The organism is Burkholderia sp. AU33545 (assembly GCF_020419685.1).
Lineage (GTDB): Bacteria > Pseudomonadota > Gammaproteobacteria > Burkholderiales > Burkholderiaceae > Burkholderia > Burkholderia diffusa.
This window is the reverse complement of sequence record NZ_JAIZRQ010000001.1, coordinates 886916-903325: the sequence shown is the minus strand read 5'-3', so window position 1 is coordinate 903325 and position 16410 is coordinate 886916. Positions and strand designations below refer to the sequence as shown.

The 16410-nt window shown below is 68.0% G+C and carries 15 protein-coding genes; 2 read left to right on the top strand and 13 right to left on the bottom strand.

Annotation, left to right across the window (positions count from 1 at the left end):
- The first annotated feature begins 64 nt into the window (after positions 1–64).
- A complete protein-coding gene (galU, locus tag LGM71_RS04165) occupies positions 65–949 on the top strand; it encodes a UTP--glucose-1-phosphate uridylyltransferase GalU (RefSeq protein WP_059606556.1) in 885 nt (294 codons plus the stop codon).
- 60 nt (positions 950–1009) lie between these two features.
- Here galU and LGM71_RS04160 read toward each other — a convergent pair whose 3' ends face one another.
- From LGM71_RS04160 to LGM71_RS04130, 7 genes are all read right to left on the bottom strand, one after another.
- Positions 1010–1624, bottom strand: coding sequence for a DUF4136 domain-containing protein (locus tag LGM71_RS04160; protein WP_226114078.1), 615 nt, complete (start codon positions 1622–1624; stop codon positions 1010–1012).
- Between the two features lie 37 nt (positions 1625–1661).
- Entirely contained in the window at positions 1662–4049 is a 2388-nt protein-coding gene (locus tag LGM71_RS04155; protein WP_226114077.1) for a CHASE2 domain-containing protein, read from the bottom strand.
- 10 nt (positions 4050–4059) lie between these two features.
- Positions 4060–5406, bottom strand: coding sequence for a FecR domain-containing protein (locus LGM71_RS04150; RefSeq protein WP_226114076.1), 1347 nt, complete (start codon positions 5404–5406; stop codon positions 4060–4062).
- Entirely contained in the window at positions 5403–6107 is a 705-nt protein-coding gene (locus LGM71_RS04145; protein WP_166725289.1) for a response regulator transcription factor, read from the bottom strand. The genes LGM71_RS04150 and LGM71_RS04145 overlap by 4 nt, the downstream gene beginning before the upstream one ends.
- Before the next feature lie 263 nt (positions 6108–6370).
- Positions 6371–6808 carry a peptidase gene (locus tag LGM71_RS04140; protein ID WP_226114075.1) on the bottom strand — a complete coding sequence of 146 codons (438 nt, stop codon included), beginning with the start codon at positions 6806–6808 and terminating at the stop codon, positions 6371–6373.
- Positions 6809–7034: 226 nt separating this feature from the next.
- Entirely contained in the window at positions 7035–7262 is a 228-nt protein-coding gene (locus LGM71_RS04135) for a sulfurtransferase TusA family protein (RefSeq protein ID WP_006753156.1), read from the bottom strand.
- A gap of 134 nt (positions 7263–7396) precedes the next feature.
- Positions 7397–8332, bottom strand: coding sequence for a LysR family transcriptional regulator (locus LGM71_RS04130; protein ID WP_059606543.1), 936 nt, complete (start codon positions 8330–8332; stop codon positions 7397–7399).
- A 108-nt stretch (positions 8333–8440) separates the two neighbouring features.
- Between LGM71_RS04130 and LGM71_RS04125 the strand changes: the two genes are divergently transcribed.
- Complete coding sequence (locus tag LGM71_RS04125; RefSeq protein ID WP_226114074.1) at positions 8441–9961, top strand: CoA-acylating methylmalonate-semialdehyde dehydrogenase; 1521 nt, start codon at positions 8441–8443, stop codon at positions 9959–9961.
- A gap of 62 nt (positions 9962–10023) precedes the next feature.
- Here LGM71_RS04125 and LGM71_RS04120 read toward each other — a convergent pair whose 3' ends face one another.
- From LGM71_RS04120 to LGM71_RS04095, 6 genes are all read right to left on the bottom strand, one after another.
- Positions 10024–10908 (bottom strand): MurR/RpiR family transcriptional regulator, encoded by an 885-nt coding sequence (locus tag LGM71_RS04120; protein WP_124626518.1) that lies wholly within the window; start codon positions 10906–10908, stop codon positions 10024–10026.
- A 257-nt stretch (positions 10909–11165) separates the two neighbouring features.
- Positions 11166–12338 carry a Gfo/Idh/MocA family protein gene (locus LGM71_RS04115; RefSeq protein ID WP_226114073.1) on the bottom strand — a complete coding sequence of 391 codons (1173 nt, stop codon included), beginning with the start codon at positions 12336–12338 and terminating at the stop codon, positions 11166–11168.
- Positions 12339–12370: 32 nt separating this feature from the next.
- Positions 12371–13297, bottom strand: coding sequence for a TIM barrel protein (locus LGM71_RS04110; protein ID WP_124903708.1), 927 nt, complete (start codon positions 13295–13297; stop codon positions 12371–12373).
- 39 nt (positions 13298–13336) lie between these two features.
- Positions 13337–14350 (bottom strand): Gfo/Idh/MocA family oxidoreductase, encoded by a 1014-nt coding sequence (locus tag LGM71_RS04105; protein WP_124903706.1) that lies wholly within the window; start codon positions 14348–14350, stop codon positions 13337–13339.
- Positions 14351–14398: 48 nt separating this feature from the next.
- On the bottom strand, positions 14399–15319 hold the full coding sequence (locus LGM71_RS04100) for a sugar phosphate isomerase/epimerase family protein (protein WP_226114072.1): 921 nt from the start codon (positions 15317–15319) through the stop codon (positions 14399–14401).
- A 49-nt stretch (positions 15320–15368) separates the two neighbouring features.
- The gene (locus LGM71_RS04095; RefSeq protein WP_014722872.1) at positions 15369–16394 is read right to left on the bottom strand and encodes an ABC transporter permease; all 1026 of its coding nucleotides are present in this window, start codon (positions 16392–16394) and stop codon (positions 15369–15371) included.
- Between the last annotated feature and the right edge of the window lie 16 nt (positions 16395–16410).

Below are 16410 nucleotides of genomic sequence, written 5' to 3'. Positions count from 1 at the left end.
CACTATAATCGGAACGTGAACATAGACTGTCTGACAAGTCGATTACAGGAATAAAGGTTCGATCATGTTGAAAGTCACCAAGGCGGTATTCCCCGTTGCCGGTCTCGGCACGCGGTTCCTCCCGGCAACGAAGGCGAGCCCGAAGGAAATGCTGCCCGTCGTCGACAAGCCGCTGATCCAGTACGCCGTCGAGGAAGCGATCGCCGCAGGCATCACCGAGATGATCTTCGTGACCGGGCGCAGCAAGCGCGCGATCGAGGATCACTTCGACAAGTCGTACGAAGTCGAGGCCGAACTCGAGGCGCGCGGCAAGGAGAAACTGCTCGAACTCGTGCGCAGCATCAAGCCGAGCCACGTCGACTGCTTCTACGTGCGCCAGCCGGAAGCGCTCGGCCTCGGCCATGCGGTGCTGTGCGCGGAGAAGCTCGTCGCCGACAACCCGTTCGCGGTGATCCTCGCCGACGACCTGCTCGACGGCAACCCGCCCGTGATGAAGCAGATGGTCGATGTGTTCGACCACTATCACAGCTCGGTGATCGGCGTGGAAGAGATCCCGCCGTCGGAGACGAAGTCGTACGGCATCGTCGACGGCAAGGAATGGGAAGAGTCGATCGTCAAGATGTCGGCGATCGTCGAGAAGCCGGCGCCGGAAGTCGCGCCGTCGAACCTCGGCGTGGTCGGCCGCTACATCCTGAAGCCGCGGATCTTCCAACACCTGCGCGCGCTGAAGCCGGGTGCGGGCGGCGAGTTGCAGCTCACCGACGCGATCCAGGCGCTGCTCGCCGATGAACAGGTGCTGGCGTACAAGTACCAGGGCACGCGCTACGACTGCGGCAGCAAGCTCGGCTACCTGAAGGCGACGGTCGAATTCGCGCTGCGCCACCCGGAAGTCGGCGCAGAGTTCGACGCGTACCTGCGCGCGCGCGGCAACGGGCACCCGGCTGCCTGAACGCGGCACGGGCCGGCCTCGCCTGCGCGGCGGGCCCGCCCTCACCTCACGGCCGGCGCGTCAGCGGATGGCGGCCGACTTCACAGAGACGACGCTTGGCATTGCGCCCGCGTCGTCTTTTTTCGTCTTCACGAGCCAGCCGTCGCCCTGCTCGAACGGCAGCTTCGCGAGCGCGCTCTTCACGAGCGTCGGCGCGGCCCGCTGCGTGCCCGCATCGCGATCGCGCATCGACGCCGACACGCGATAGACGTCGGCGCCCGACTTCGCGTCGACGAAACGCAGCGTCAGCACGTGGCGGTACACCTTGCCGGCGAACGGCAGCGCCAACGGTGCCGGCCCGTCGACGGTCACGCACGCGCTGCTTGCCGCACCGCACTGGTCGGCCGTCGCCGCGACCGACGCCGGCTGCGTCGCGTACGCGATCGACAGCCGGTAGCGCGCGGCCAGGCCGGGCTGCGCGTCGAAGCCGCGGTGCGCGAGTTCGTCGCGCACGAGCGTCTCGATCTGCCGGTATTCGGCGTCGTCCGCCTGCGCGGCCGTGCGAACGAAATCGTAGTCGTGCGCCCCGGATTCGAACGCGGTCGGCTGCCCGAGCGCGCTCACGCCGGTCGTGACGCCGGCGCAACCCGTCAACAGCGCCACCGCCACCGCGGTCGCTGCCCATTCCTTTCTCATGACTTCCCCCAAATGCCTGCCGTCGTGCCCGGCCCTGTCAGGCGGACGGCTCGTCGATCGCGGGCAGCGACACCGTCACCGCGGTGCCGACACCCACTTCGCTGTCGACCGTCACGCTGCCGCCGTGGCGCGTGACGACCGTCTTCACGAATGCCATGCCGAGCCCCGAGCCCGAGATTTCAGGCCGCTCGCCCGCATGGAATCGCTTGAAACGCTCGAACAGATGCCGCTGATCTTCCGGCGCAATGCCGTACCCCTGATCGCGAATCGTACAGAACATCCGCTTCGACGCATGCTCGACCGTCAGCGTACACGTGATCACCGTGTCGGACGGACTGTATTTGACCGCATTGTTCAGCAAGTTGACGAACGCGCGCGTGATCAGCGAGCGGTCGGCACGCGCCCAGCACATGTCGGTGCCGACGTCGGTCTCGATGCGGATGCGCTTCGCCTGCGCCTGCGGCCAGACTTCGTCGCTCGCGTCGATCAGCACGTCGACGAGGCTGGTCGGTTCGAGCTGATATGCCTGCGACTCCGCGCGCGCCAGCTGCACGAACTCGTCGGCGAGTGACAGCGCGCGGTGCGCATACCGCTCGATCCGCGCGAGCAGCCCGCGGATCGCGTCGGTTTCGACGCGATCGCGCTCGATCTCGACGAGCGCGAGGATCGACGACTGCGGCGAGCGCATGTCGTGCGACAGCAGGTGCAGCGCCTCCTCGCGCTGCCGCTCGGCCGCGTGCAGTTCGGTCACGTCGACGAGGCCGGCGATCCAGCCCGTCACGTGGCCCTGCGCATTCGTACACGGGGCGTAGCGTAACAGATGGTCGAGCCCGTCGCGATCGCGCACCTCGATGCCGCGCGCCATCGCTTCGTCTTCGGCCCCGAGCGTCGGGTCGAGCGCGGCCGGCCAGTGTTCGCGGATCGTGACGTCGTGTTCGGCGTTGCCGTCGACGGTCTTCATGAAGGTCAGCTCGCCGAGCGCGGCGCGCAGCGGCCGCCCTTCCGGCAGCGGCAGCGCGAGGCGTTCCCCGTAGCGCTTCGCCGCATGGTTCGCGATCAGCACGGTCCCGGCCAGGTCGGTGACGAAGATCGGCTCCGGCATGCTGTCGAGGCTGTCCCACACGAAGCGCTTCATGTCCTGGACGCGCTGCGCGGCCTGCGCCATCAACGCCATCTGCCGTTCGAGCACGTCGCCGCCGACGCTGCGCGTGCGCGGCGCCTCGGGCAGCAGGTGCGGCTCGTCGGCCAGCCGCTGCAGCTCGCGGCGCAGGTACGACATCGTCATTTCCAGGCGCCGCCAGTTCCAGATCGGGTAGACGGCGATCAGCCCGAAGATCGCCGGCGCGGGCGACAGCCACACGCGCGCCTCGAACAGCAGCGCCAGGCTCGCGACGACGGACAGCGCGGCCAGGCTCAGCGTCAGCAGCAGCGCGCGCCACGGCGACAGCATCAGGAATCCGCCCAGCAGCACGGCGAGCGGCAGCAGCGATGCGGCGAAGAGCCAGATACGAGACGCGGGCAGGATCGCGCTGCCGGTGGCCAGCATGTCGAGCACGTTCGCATGAATGTACACGCCGGCGAGCGGGCCGAAGTCACCCGACACCGGGGTCGCGAAGCGGTCGTAGAGGCCCGATGCGGTCACGCCGACGACGACGATCTTGCCGCGCAGCGCGTCGGGTTTCACGCGCCCTTCGAGCACGTCGTCGAACGACAGCGTCGGATAGGCGGGCGTGTTGCGGCTGAACGGGATCAGGTAGCGGCCCTCGCCGGTCGCGTCGCGGGACAGGTCGTGCGCATTCGCGCCGGGCACACCGCCGACCGGATGCAGCCGGCCGGCCTGGATCGCACGATAGACGGGCACCATCAGTTGCGGCCAGCGCACGCGTCCGTCGCTTTCGAACAGCGCGACGCTGCGCACGATACCGTCGGGGTCGACTTCGAGATTGATGTGGCCAAGCCCCGTCGTGCGTGCCGACAGCTCGGCCACCGGCGGATCGATGGTGCGCGTGCCGTCCGCCTGCTCGGGACTCAGCAAGACAGGCAGGAAGGTCGGCACACGGGTCATTGCGTCCGCGAACGCACGATCTTCCGGCGACGGCTCGGTAAACAGCACGTCGTAGACGACGGCAGCCGGCTGCGCACGCGCCAGCGTGTCGAGCAGCCGCGCGTGCACGCTGCGCGGCCACGGCCAGCGACCGAGTGCGGACACGCTCTGGTTGTCGATGTCGACGACGACGACATCGGGCGACAACGGCAGGCTGCGCAGCATCAGCAGCCGGTCGTAGATGAGCCCGTCGACGCTGGACGAGAATCGGCCGAACGCGCACGCGAGGATCACCGCGATCCCGAGGCAGCCGATCGCGATCCACTCGATCAGGAAGCGGCGGCCGAGGCGCCGCCGCGGGGAAACGGAGTCGGTTTTCATGCGCCGCGGGTCAGCGCGACAACGTGAACGCGCTGACCGGACTCGTCTTCTGATAGAACTTGCCGCCGTCGAACTCCTCGACCGTCACCGCCCAGTAGTAGTCGCCGGGCGGCAGGTGCGAAACCGTGATCCTGCGCGCCTGCAGGCCCATCTGGTCGACGACCGGCGCGCTCAGGTCCTTCGAGCGCGACAGCACGAACCGATAACGCGCATCCTTGCTCGCGCCGTTCGGCGACCAGCGGAACTCATAGCCGTTCGGGCCGGGCGACGCGGTCGCGTCGAGCCCCATCAGGCGCCGCTCGAACGCGTAAATGTGCGGCATGCCTTCGAGGCCGTTGTCGTCAATCGCGGCAATCCGGACGAAGTACGTACCGTTCGGCACCTGGCGGAACACCGCGCGCGACGAGACCGTGCGCGTTTCGCTGAACAGCTCGAGCATGCCCGCGTCGCGCGCGAGCTGCAGGTGATAGGCATGCGCACGCTCGAGCGGCACGATGTCGAAGGTGAGGTCGGACTCGTCCTGCACCTTGTCGGGATGCATGAGCGCGGGCGCCGGCAGCAGTGGCACGGGTGCGCCGACCGCGCCGGACGACGTCGAGACGCTGCCGAAGTTCGCATGCACGAGCGTCGGATCGGCCGACTGCTGCTTGCCCGCGACGCCGACGGTGCCGTCGAGCACCTCGACGCGCGTCGCCGCGTTGCCGGCGGCGTCGTAGTTCACGCGGAACCGCGTGCCGCGCACACCGGCCACGACCGACGGCGAGCGGATCTGGAAGCGGTCGTCGCGCTTCTTCAGATGCGTGACCTCGCTGTCGACCGAGCCGCGCGTGAGTTCGAATTCGCGATCGAGCGTGCCGGTCAGCACGGTGCGGCGCAAGGTCTTCAGGTCGAGCTGACTGTCGGGCGGCAGGCTCATGTGCGTGCCGTCGGCCAGTTCAAGCGTCAGGAAGCCGTTCGCGCCCGTGCGCACGCGGTCGCCCTCGGTGAGCGTCGCATCGCTCACGAGCGGCGCGTAAGCGGCGCCGGACGCGCGCTCGGCCGTGCCCTGCACTGCGACGACGCGCGCGGTCAGCTTTTCCTTGCGCAAGCGCGCGACGGGCAGCTTCAGCACAACGCCCGGCTGCAGGCGCTTCGGCGCGGGCACGCCGTTGATCTGCTGCAGGAGTTGCCAGTCGTCCGGGCCCTGCAGGTAGCGCGCGGCGACGTCGTACAGCGTGTCGCCGGCATGCGTGCGGTAGACGACCGTCTTGCCCACGTCAGCGGGCGGCTGCGCAACGGCCTGCTGTGCCGCGAACGCGAACGCGACCGCGCACGCCGCGTGCAGTGCCGCCGTGCGCTGCGTGATTCGCTGGGTCACTCCGGTTCTCCCTGGCCGACCCGCTCGAGCCGGTAGCCGTAGCCGTAGATCGGCGCGAGGCGATAGCCGTTTTCCGGCCGCAGGCCGAGCTTCGTGCGCAGCATCGAGATGTGCGTGTCCATCGTGCGCGACGGAATGTCGGTCGCCTGCTTCCACACGAGATCGAGAATGTGCGCGCGCGACAGCGGTCGGTCGAGGTGCTGGAACAGCAGCAGCGCGAGCTCGAATTCCTTCTGCGTGAGGCTCACGGCCTTGTCGCCGACGTACGCCTGCTTCAGGTTCACGTCGAAGCGGAACTGGTCGAACTCGCGAACGGTCGCCTCCGCGTTGACCGGATACGCGCGCCGCAGCAGCGAGCCGATGCGCGCGCGCAGGATCGGGCCCGACACGGGCTTGACCACGTAATCGTCGGCGCCGGCGTTGAGGATCTGCGTGATCCCCGCCTCGTCGTCGCGGCTCGTCATGAAGATGATCGGCAGGCTGTGCTCGGCCTGGTTCGCACGCACCCACTTGAGCACTTCCTCGCCGGACATGTCCGGCACATTCCAGTCGAGCACGAGCAGATCGAACGTCTCGCGCTGCAGACGCTTCTTCAGGGCCTTGCCTTCCTTGAACGCATAGCATGTGTGGCCGGCGGCCGTCAGCGTTTGACTGACGAAATCCGTCTGGGCCGGATCGTCATCCAGTACAGCAATTCTCATAGCACCCCGCAAATCGAAATCGATTCGTCCAGTTCAGCTCCCCGCGCTCACCCCGCGCAGCACACGCGCAGCCGCCGACGCCGGCCGGCGAGCCGTCGTTTGCCGAGCGCGCACCCTGCGCGACACGGCACCCCGGCAAAATATCTCGAAAACGGGGCACGGACGAACCGGCGATTTCACCATAGTAGTATGAAATTCGCCAAGAAATTGCGCGAACTACGGTCCTTTATTCGAATAATCCTTCCCGTCGCGCGATCGCGCGCCTAGTCGGGGCCCGCCTTGCCGGCCACCGGCTCGACCAGATCGTCGGTCGACAGGCGCCGCAGCCGCGCGGCTGGGAGATCTTCCGGCTGCCGCAGCAGCCGCTCCAGCTGGCCGCGCACGCGCTCCCACGCCGGCGCCGCGTAGTCGGGCTGGCTCGCCGCCCACGTCTGCGCGATATCGAACACGCGCTCGACCGTTGCGCCGCAATATGTGAAGCCTGCGCCGTCGTCCTGCGCGGCGCCGTGCAGCCTTTCATCGAGCGATTCGGCCAGCCACGGCATCTCAGCCGCCGCCGAATCGGCATACGCTTCCAGCGCGGCACGCGCGTGGCGATCCCGTTCCGGGTCGAGCTCGATCCGGCTCAACCCCGCCGCGCGTGCGGGCGCGATGCATTCCGCTGCGGACGGACTTCGAATGGTCCCTGGTCTGAAGGACATGTCCTCTCCCCGTTTGTACGACGGTAGCGTCAGGCATGGCCCCCGTGCGAGCCTCATGTGACGTACCGTGGCCGGCGCATCCATCCGAGACGGACGACCGGCCGGGTCAGTATACGCAGCCGGCCGTGTGACGAGGTTTAAGAATTGTCAGAGGTGCCAGAGGCGCGGCCAGACCGCAACGAGCGCTGCCCGTGCGGGTGCCGCAAGCGGCGCGTGATGCGGACCGTCAGCGGCGGCGCATCAGGAATACGAACGTCTTGTCCTGGGTCGTCACTTCGACGATCTCGTTGCCCGTCTGCTTCGCGAACGCGGCGAAATCGCGCTGCGAGCCCGGATCGGTCGCGAGCACCTTGAGGATCTGCCCACTCTCCATATCGGCGAGCGCTTTCTTGGCGCGCAGGATCGGCAACGGGCAATTGAGCCCGCGCGCATCCACTTCCTTGTGAATCTGCATCGGTTGTCGACCTTCGAATGACGCGCCACACGGGCGCGGGAGGAAACGGCAATTTTACCGCAGCGCCCCCCTGCCCGCGCGGCCGGGGCCCGGCCATGCGATGCGGCGCGCCCGCCCTCGCGAGCCCTCGCCCGTCAGGCGCCCGTGAAACCGCCCGCGAGCCGCTCGCGCAGGTGCCGCACGAGCGCGCGCACGGCACTCGGCACGACCGGGCTGTACGGCCGGATCGCGAAGATGTGGTCGCCGAACGCGCCCGACGGTCGCCAGCCGTCGAGCAGCGCGACGAGCCGGCCGGCGTCGAGATCGCGCCGCGCGCTGAAATCCGGCAGCAGCGCGATGCCGAGCCCGCCGAGCGCGGCCTCGCGCATCGCCTCGCTGTTGTTCGCCGCAAAGCTGCCGCGCACGGGCACGCTCACGCGCTGGCGCCGGCGGCCGTCCGGCTCGAAGCTCCAGGCCGCCGGTTCGTTGTCGCGCAGGTAGCACAGGCAGCTGTGGTCGACGAGTTCGCTCGGGTGGCGCGGCGTGCCGCGCGCGTCGAGGTAGTCTCGGCTCGCGACGAGCAACGAACGCGTGTCGCACAGCTTCCACGCGACGTGGGTTTGCGGCGCGATCGTCGTATGGCGGATCGCGAGGTCGAAACCCTCCTGCGTCAGCGAATGCAGCCGGTCGGATAGGTCGAGTTCGATATGCACGCCCGGATGCTGCCGCAGAAAATCGGGCAAGTGCGGCACGACCTGCTGGCGCCCCAGCGCGACGGGCACCGTCACGCGCAGCAGCCCGCGCGGTTCGCCGGCCAGGTCCTTCACGCGCGCGAAGTGCTGGCCGATCGATTCGAACGCGTCGCGCGTGCTGTCGACCAGCGTCTGCCCCGCGTCGGTGAGCCGAACGCTGCGCGTCGTGCGCCGCACCAGCGGCACGCCGGCCGCCTTCTCGAGATCGGCGATGCGCTGGCTCATCGCGGCCTTGCTGATGCCGAGCCGCTGCGCGGCGGCCGTGAAACTGCCTGCCGCCGCCAGCACGGTCAGCGAATGGATATGCGGCCAGAGCGCCTGGACATTTTGCTGATTCATTCGCCGATTATTCAGAATTCTGAACAGTGAATCAAGCTGCGCGGCCTTCTCCCGCCCCGCCGCTTTGCCTAGACTAGGTTCCGTCCACCCCCATCCTCTGGAGACACGATGAACCCGGTTCCCGCCTACACGTCCGACGCCGACGTCGGCCACTATGTCGACGGCGCGCCCGTTGCCGGCCGCAGCGGCCGCTTCCAGGACGTCCTCAATCCGGCGCTCGGCCGCGCGGTGCGCCGCGTCGCGCTCGCCGGCGACAACGAGGTGCAGAAAGCCGTCGCGTCCGCTCACGCCGCGTTCCCGGCCTGGGCCGAGACGCCGCCGATCCGCCGCGCACGCGTGCTGCACCGCTTCCTGCAGTTGATGAATGAACACCGCGACGCGCTCGCCGCGATCATCACGGCCGAGCACGGCAAGGTGTTCTCCGACGCGCAGGGCGAAGTCGCGCGCGGCATCGACATCATCGAATTCGCATGCGGCGTGCCGCAGCTTCTGAAGGGCGACTTCACCGATCAGGTCAGCACCGGCATCGATAACTGGACGATGCGCCAGCCGCTCGGCGTTGTCGCCGGGATCACGCCGTTCAACTTCCCCTGCATGGTGCCGTGCTGGATGTTCCCGGTCGCGCTCGCGACGGGCAACACGTTCGTGCTGAAGCCGAGCGAACGCGACCCGTCGGCGGCGCTGTTCATGGCCGACCTGCTGACGCAGGCCGGCCTGCCCGCCGGCGTGTTCAACGTCGTGCAGGGCGACAAGGGCGCGGTCGACGCGCTGCTCGACCATCCGGATGTGCAAGCCGTCAGCTTCGTCGGCTCGACGCCGATCGCGGCCTACGTGCAGCAGCGTGCGGTGCAGTCGGGCAAGCGCGTGCAGGCGCTCGGCGGCGCGAAGAACCACCTCGTCGTGATGCCCGACGCGAACATCGAGCAGGCGGTCGACGCGCTGATCGGCGCCGCGTACGGCTCGGCGGGCGAACGCTGCATGGCGATCAGCGTCGCGGTGCTGGTCGGCGACGTGGCCGACAAGATCGTGCCGGCGGTCGCCGAGCGCGCGCGCAAGCTGGTGATCGGCGACGGGATGTCGCCGGAAGTCGAGATGGGCCCGATCGTCACCGGCGAAGCGCTGAAGCGCATCGAAGGCTATATCGAGCAAGGCGTGAGCGAAGGCGCGCAACTGGTGGTCGACGGGCGCGGGCTGCGCGTGCCGGGCCGCGAGGCAGGCTTCTTCACCGGCGGCACGCTGTTCGATCATGTGACGCCCGACATGCGCATCTACAAGGAAGAAATCTTCGGGCCCGTGCTCGGCTGCGTGCGCGTGAAGGACTTCGGCGAAGCGGTCGACCTGATCAACGCGCACGAGTTCGGCAATGGCGTGTCGTGCTTCACGAGCGACGGCGGCATCGCGCGCGAATTCGCGCGGCGCATCCAGGTCGGCATGGTCGGCATCAACGTGCCGATCCCGGTGCCGATGGCATGGCACGGCTTCGGCGGCTGGAAGAAGAGCCTGTTCGGCGACATGCATGCATACGGCGAGGAAGGTGTGCGCTTCTACACGCGCCAGAAGTCGGTGATGCAGCGCTGGTCATCGAGCATCGGCAAGGGTGCCGAGTTCGCGATGCCGACCGCGAAGTAAGCGCGATGGGTATGCCGCCCGCCGGATGTGCCCGCGGGCGGCAGGCATGCGGAAGGCCGGTGTCAGCCGGCCTTCGTGCCGTGCGCTCCGTCGGCGGTCGGCAGGTACGACAGCTCGAGCCGGTATGCGAGCGCCACGAACAGGCTCTGCGCGAGGCCCATCGTCGCGGTCAGCGCACGGAACCCGAACGTCGCGCTGTCCTGCACCATCAGCGTCACCTCGGCATCCCGCGCCAGCGGGCTCATCCGGCTGTCGGTGATCGCGATCAGGCGCGCGCCGCGCTGCACGGCCTGCTGCGCGACCTGCACCGTCTCTTCCGCGTACGGCATGAACGAGATCACGATCATCACGTCGCCTTCGCGCACCGACCGGATCTGCCCGAGATGCATGCTGCCGAGCGCGCTGAACAGGCCGATGCGCTTGTCGGTGTGCTGCAGCGCGTAGTCGAGATAGACGGCGATCGGAAACGCGCGGCGCGAGCCGGCGATCCAGATTGCCTGCGTGTCGGCGAGCAGGTCGACGGCCTGCGCGAGCGCCTGCGGGTCGAGCGTCTGCCGCAGCTGCTGCATCCCGGCAATGCTGCCCTTGATGAATTCGTCGGCGATCTGCTCGGGCTGCAGGCTCGACGAGCCCGATTCGATGACGTCGCGCAATCGCAGGTTGTACGCGCGGCCCGGCGCGATCTGCTGGGCCAGGCCCTCGCGGAACAATCGCTGCATCTCGGAGAAGCCGGAAAAGCCGAAATGCTTCGCGAACCGCACGACGGCCGAAGGCTGGACCCCGCACGCCTCCGCGAGCGACTGGATGCCTTCCAGGCCAAGCTGATCCCGATTCGTTTCCACGTGACGCGCGATCACCTTCAGGCGATTGCTGAGGCCGTCGTACTCCTGCGTCAGATGCTGCAGGAACTGCTCGACGGTGGCGGGAGGTTTCTCGGATGAACTCATCGGATAGCGCGAAATTGACGGCCCCGATGCGCGCGCGATACCGACGCACGCCGCCCGGGACTCACCTGTACACATGCATGAAGGGCGAATTTAATCACGTTTGCGGCACGGACCGCGCCGCACGCTCGCTCCCACGCGCTCGATCATCACCTGCACACGCTCCACGGCTTGGCTGGAAACGATTTTCCAACGTGCTTGCCCCGGCGTAAAGACTAGGGCGTTCACCGACGCCGACGCCGGCATCGCCCCTCCATCGCTCAACGATAGTCGACCCACACGCCGCCCGCATCGGCGGAGCGCACGCAGTTCTCGACCCATCGCACGCCCTCGACACCCGCGCGGACGTCCGGAAAATGGATGGCCTCCAACGCCTGCCCGTCGCCGCGATCGGCGGCGTCCATCGCGAGCGCGAAGCGCGCGTACAGGTTCGACCACGCTTCGAACAGCCCTTCGGGATGCCCGGCGCCGATGCGATCCTCGCGCAATGCCTGCGGATGCAGATACCCCATCCCGCGATCGAGCACCTGCGCGGGCTGCCCCTGGATTTCGTAGCGCAACTGGTTCGGATGCTCGTCCCACCATTCGACGCTCGCCTTCGACCCGATCACGCGCACCTTCTGTCCGTGCATCGACCCCGCGTTCACCGCGCTCGACCAGACGTAGCCGATCGCGCCGGTGTCGTATTCCATGATCGTGAACGCGTTGTCCTCGAGCGGCGCGCGGCTCTTCACGAAGCTCTGCCTCGAACACATCAGCCGCTTGATCTTCAGTTCCGGCGCCATCACTTCCGAGATGTACAGCGGATGCGTGCCGATGTCGCCGAGCACGTAGCTCGGGCCCGCGAACTTCGGGTCGACGCGCCAGCGTGCAGCCGCGCTCGCGGCCTCGACGCCCTCGCTGTGGAAGCCGTGCGCGAACTGCATCTGCACGATGCGGATCTCGCCGAGATCGCCGCGCGCGATCATCTCGCGCGCCTGCTCGATCATCTGGTGTCCGGAATAACCGTACGCGACGCCGACGATGCGATTCTTCTCGACCGACAGCCGCTGCAGCGCCTCGGCCTCCTCGGTCGTGAAGCACAGCGGCTTCTCGCAGACAACGTGCAGCCCGGCGCTCAGCGCCGCGCGGCAGATCTCGAAGTGCGTGTTGTTCGGCGTCGCGATCGACACCGCGCGGATGCCGTCGGCGCGCTTCGCCTCGGCTTCGAACATCGTCCGGTAGTCGGAATAGCAGCGTTGCGCGTCGACACCGAGCTTCACGCCGAATTGCCGGCCGCGCTCGGCATCGATGTCGAACGCGCCGGCGACCAGCTGGAAACTGCCGTCGCGCAACGCGGCCGATCGGTGGCTGTAGCCGATCTGGCTGCCGAGGCCGCCGCCGACCGTGCCCCAGCGAATCGAATGCCCGAGCAGAATCTGTCCGTCAATCATGATGGTGGTGTTCCTGGTTCGTGTTCATAAGATCATGCAAAACCGGCCGACGCGAGAAACGCGCGGCTCGCGGCGACGTCGCGCAGGCTCGTGCCGGCGTTGCGCGGGTCGCGCTCCTGCTCGATCGTGATGTAACCGGCGTAGCCGATCTCGTCGAGCGCCTGGCGGATCGCGCGGTAGTCGAGCACGCCGGTGCCGATCGGGCACATCACGCCGCGCGCGCACGCGGCGAAGAACGCGATGTGCTCGCCCATCACCGCGTCGTACACCGCCGCGTCGATATCCTTGAAATGCACGTAGTCGACGCGCGCCGCGTGACGGCGCAGCCAGGCTTCCGGCTCCATGCCCGAGTAGTACAGGTGGCCCGTGTCGAGACAGAGGCCGGCCGTGTCGGCCGGAATGTCCGCGACGATCCGGTCGATCTCGTCCGCGAACTCGATGTAGCCGCCCGCGTGCGGATGAATCACCGCGCGCACGCCGAACTCGTCGCGCGCGATCGTCGCGATCTGCCGGATATGGTCGACCATCGTCGACCAGCGCTCGTCCGACAGCCGCGGCGCACGATCGCCGTGGCCAGCCGCGTAGTCGCGTTCCTCGTGGCCCCAGTCCATCACGACCAGGTACGGCGCCGCATGGCGCTGGCCGTCCTGCGTCGGCAGCCTGGGCAGCCGCGTGATCAGCGCGCAGATGTCGCGGGTCTGGCGCAGCAGGTTCGGCAGGTTCTCCGGCGACACGAGATCGTCGAAGATCGTGCCGGCGGTGATGCTCAGGCGTTGCTGCTCGAGCTCGGCGCTCACCACGTCCAGTTCGAGCGGAATGTAGCCGTAGGGCCCCAGCTCGATGCCCGAGTAACCGGCCTGCGCGGCCTCGGCGAGCACCTGCCGCCACGGCGGCAGGTGCGGGTTCTTCACGTCGTCGACACCCCAGCAGCACGGTGCGCAGCCAATCTTCATCGTCATGTCGGTCGGTCCGTTAGACAAGCGGCGGGTGGCCGCGGATCAGCCGCGATAGAACGCGGGACGGTCGGCCATCGCGATCGGTTCGACCGCGCCGCTCTTCTGTGCGCGCACGCACGCATCGGCCGCGACCGCCGCTGCGTAGCCGTCCCACGCGGACGGCCCGGTCAGCGCGCCCTGCCGCACGCCGTCGATGAACGCCTGCAGCTCGACGTCGTACGACGCGATGAAGCGCTCCTTCCAGTCGGTCATGATCTCGACCGACTGCCGTGCCGCATGCTTGAGCCCGACGGCCGGCGGATCGGGCAGCTTTGCGATGCCCTGCTCGCCGACCACCTCGCACTGGATGTCGTAGCCGTACTGGCAGTTCACGAAGATCTCGACGTCGATGCGCACGCCGCTCGCGGTTTCGAGCAGCACGATCTGCGGATCGGCGAGATGCGCTGACGCATGGCGCGTCTTCTTCGGATAGACGACCTGCGCGCTCGTGTAATCCTCGCCGAGCAGCCAGCGCAACACGTCGAGTTCGTGGATCAGCGTGTCGGTGATCGCCATGTCGGTCGTGTAGCGCTCGCCGACCGACTGGTTGCGGTGCGCGCAATGCAGCATCAACGGTGCGCCGATTTCGCCGCTGTCGATCACGCGCTTCAGCGCGCGGTAGCCTTCGTCGTACGGCCGCATGAAGCCGACCTGCACGAGCCGCTTGCCGTGCGCGACTTCGGCTTCGACGATCCGCATGCAGCCGTCGGCCGTGACGGCCAGCGGCTTCTCGCAGAACACCGGCTTGCCGTGCGCGATCGCGTCGAGCACGAACGCTTCGTGCGTCGGCCCCCACGACGTGACGAGCACGGCCTGCACGTCGGCGGCCGCGACGACCTCGTGGCCGTCGCCGTAGATCTCCGCATCGAGCCCGTACTTCGTCACCGCGTCGCGCGCCTGCTGCGGATCGATGTCATTGACGGCCACGACGCGCGCGCCGGACAGCGTGCGGGTCAGTCTGCGGATATGGTCCTGGCCGATCGCGCCGCAGCCGATCACGCCGATTTGCAAGGTCATCTACGAGTCTCCAGTCGTTCATCAGCGGCGCGGCCCGTGCCGCGCCGGTCAACAATCGGTCAGCGCGGTGCGGTCGAAATGGCGATCGACGTAGCGCTGGATGGTGTCGCGCATGTAGCGCGACGATGCTTCCGCGCGGTCCTCCCACGCGAACACGCACGACGACATCACGCCGTCGAAGCCGGCGGTGCCGAGCGCACGGAAAAACACGTCCCAGTCGATCTCGCCCTGCCCGATGTCGAGATGCTGGTGCACACGGATCTGGTTCGAACCGGGCGGGTTCACGATGTAGCGCAGCTGGCTGCTCTTGCGGTGGTCGAACGTATCGGCCACGCGCGCGTGCGCGAGGATCGGCGCGGCCTGCGCGATCATCGCGGCCATGTCGTCGCCGTAGTAGAACGTGTGCGGCGCGATGTACGACAGCTTCAGCGACGGCGAGCCGAGGTTCGTGACGATGTCGATCGCCGGCTGCAGCTGCTCGATCCAGTCCTCCGGATGCGGCTCGACAGACAGCACGATGCGTTCGCGCTCCAGAATCGGCAGCAGTTCGTCCATCGACCGGAACCATGCGGCCTCGCACAGCTCCTTCGGGTTCGCCCCCGGCCGCTCGCCGACCGAGCGCTCGGGCGACGCGCCGCGCCCGAACTCCGACACCATCAGCGCGCACTCCATCTCGACCGCGACCTCGATCGCCTTCTTCCAGCACCGCACGGCCCATTGCCGCTCGTCGTCGAACGGGCTCGCCCAACGGTACATCGGCTGCAGCGACGCGAGGCCGACGCCGCTTGCGCGCATCGCCTGGCGGAACGCGGCCATGCGCTCGCGGGTCGCACGCGGCATCACCCACCAGTCGAGAAAGTCGCTGCGCGGCGACAACTCGATCTGGTCGTAGCCGAGCTCGGCCACCGCGTGCGGCAGCCGGTCGAGCGGCAGGTGGCGAATCATGTAGGGATCCAGCGCAATCTTCATCGGGCTTCCTTCGCGAATGGGGGTGGCTGACGCGAGCGCAGGCGTGCGCTCAGCGGCGCGACTTCTTGTTGCGATACTGGTCGGCGATCACGGCCGCGACGATGATCGCGCCCTTGACCATCTCCTGGTAATACGCGTCGATCCGGATGAACGTGAAGCCCGACGTCATCACGCCGAGGATCAGCACGCCGATCACGGTGCCCGTCACGCGCCCGAGACCGCCCGACAGCGACGTGCCGCCGATCACGACGGCCGCGATTGCGTCGAGCTCGTACATCACGCCCATGCCCGACTGGCCGGAGATCGCACGCGCGGCCGTCACGGTGCCGGCGATCCCGCTCAAGAGGCCCGCGATCGCATAGACGAACACCAGGTGACGCGTGACGTTGATGCCCGACACGACGGCCGCGTGACGGTTCGCGCCGATCGCGTACGTGTACTTGCCGAAGCGCGTGTAGCGCAGCACGACGTGAAAGATCGCGGCCACCACGACGAAGATGATGACCGGGTTCGCCCCCGCGCCGATCGCCGCGAACTGGTCGGTCAGCATCGACACCGGCATCCCGTTGGTGAACCACTTCGCGAAGCCGCGCGCGGCAACCATCGTGCCGAGCGTCGCGATGAACGGCGGGATTCCCGTCAGCGCGATCAGCGAGCCGTTCAGGAGGCCGACCAGCAGGCCGACGCACACGCCGGCCAGCACCGGCCAGATGATCGGCAGGTCGGTCAGGTGCGGGAACACCGCGCGCGGAAAATCGGAGACCTGTGCGAGACTGGCCGACACGACGGCCGCCGCGGCGACGACCGACCCCGACGACAGGTCGATCCCGCTGGTGATGATCACGAGGTTCACGCCGACCGCGATGATGCCGATCACGGCCATCTGCAACACGATGATCTCGAGCCGCTCCGCGTTGAACAGGAAGCTCTGGCCGACGACGAGCCAGCCGATCACCTCGAAGAACAGGCTGATGCCCACCAGCACCAGGAAGATGCTCAGCTCGGGCGGCCACTTCGCGTGCCGCGTCTTGATCGTCATGGACTGCGCGTCCGCGACCGGATTCAGGTTGCCCATTTCAGTTGTCTCCATG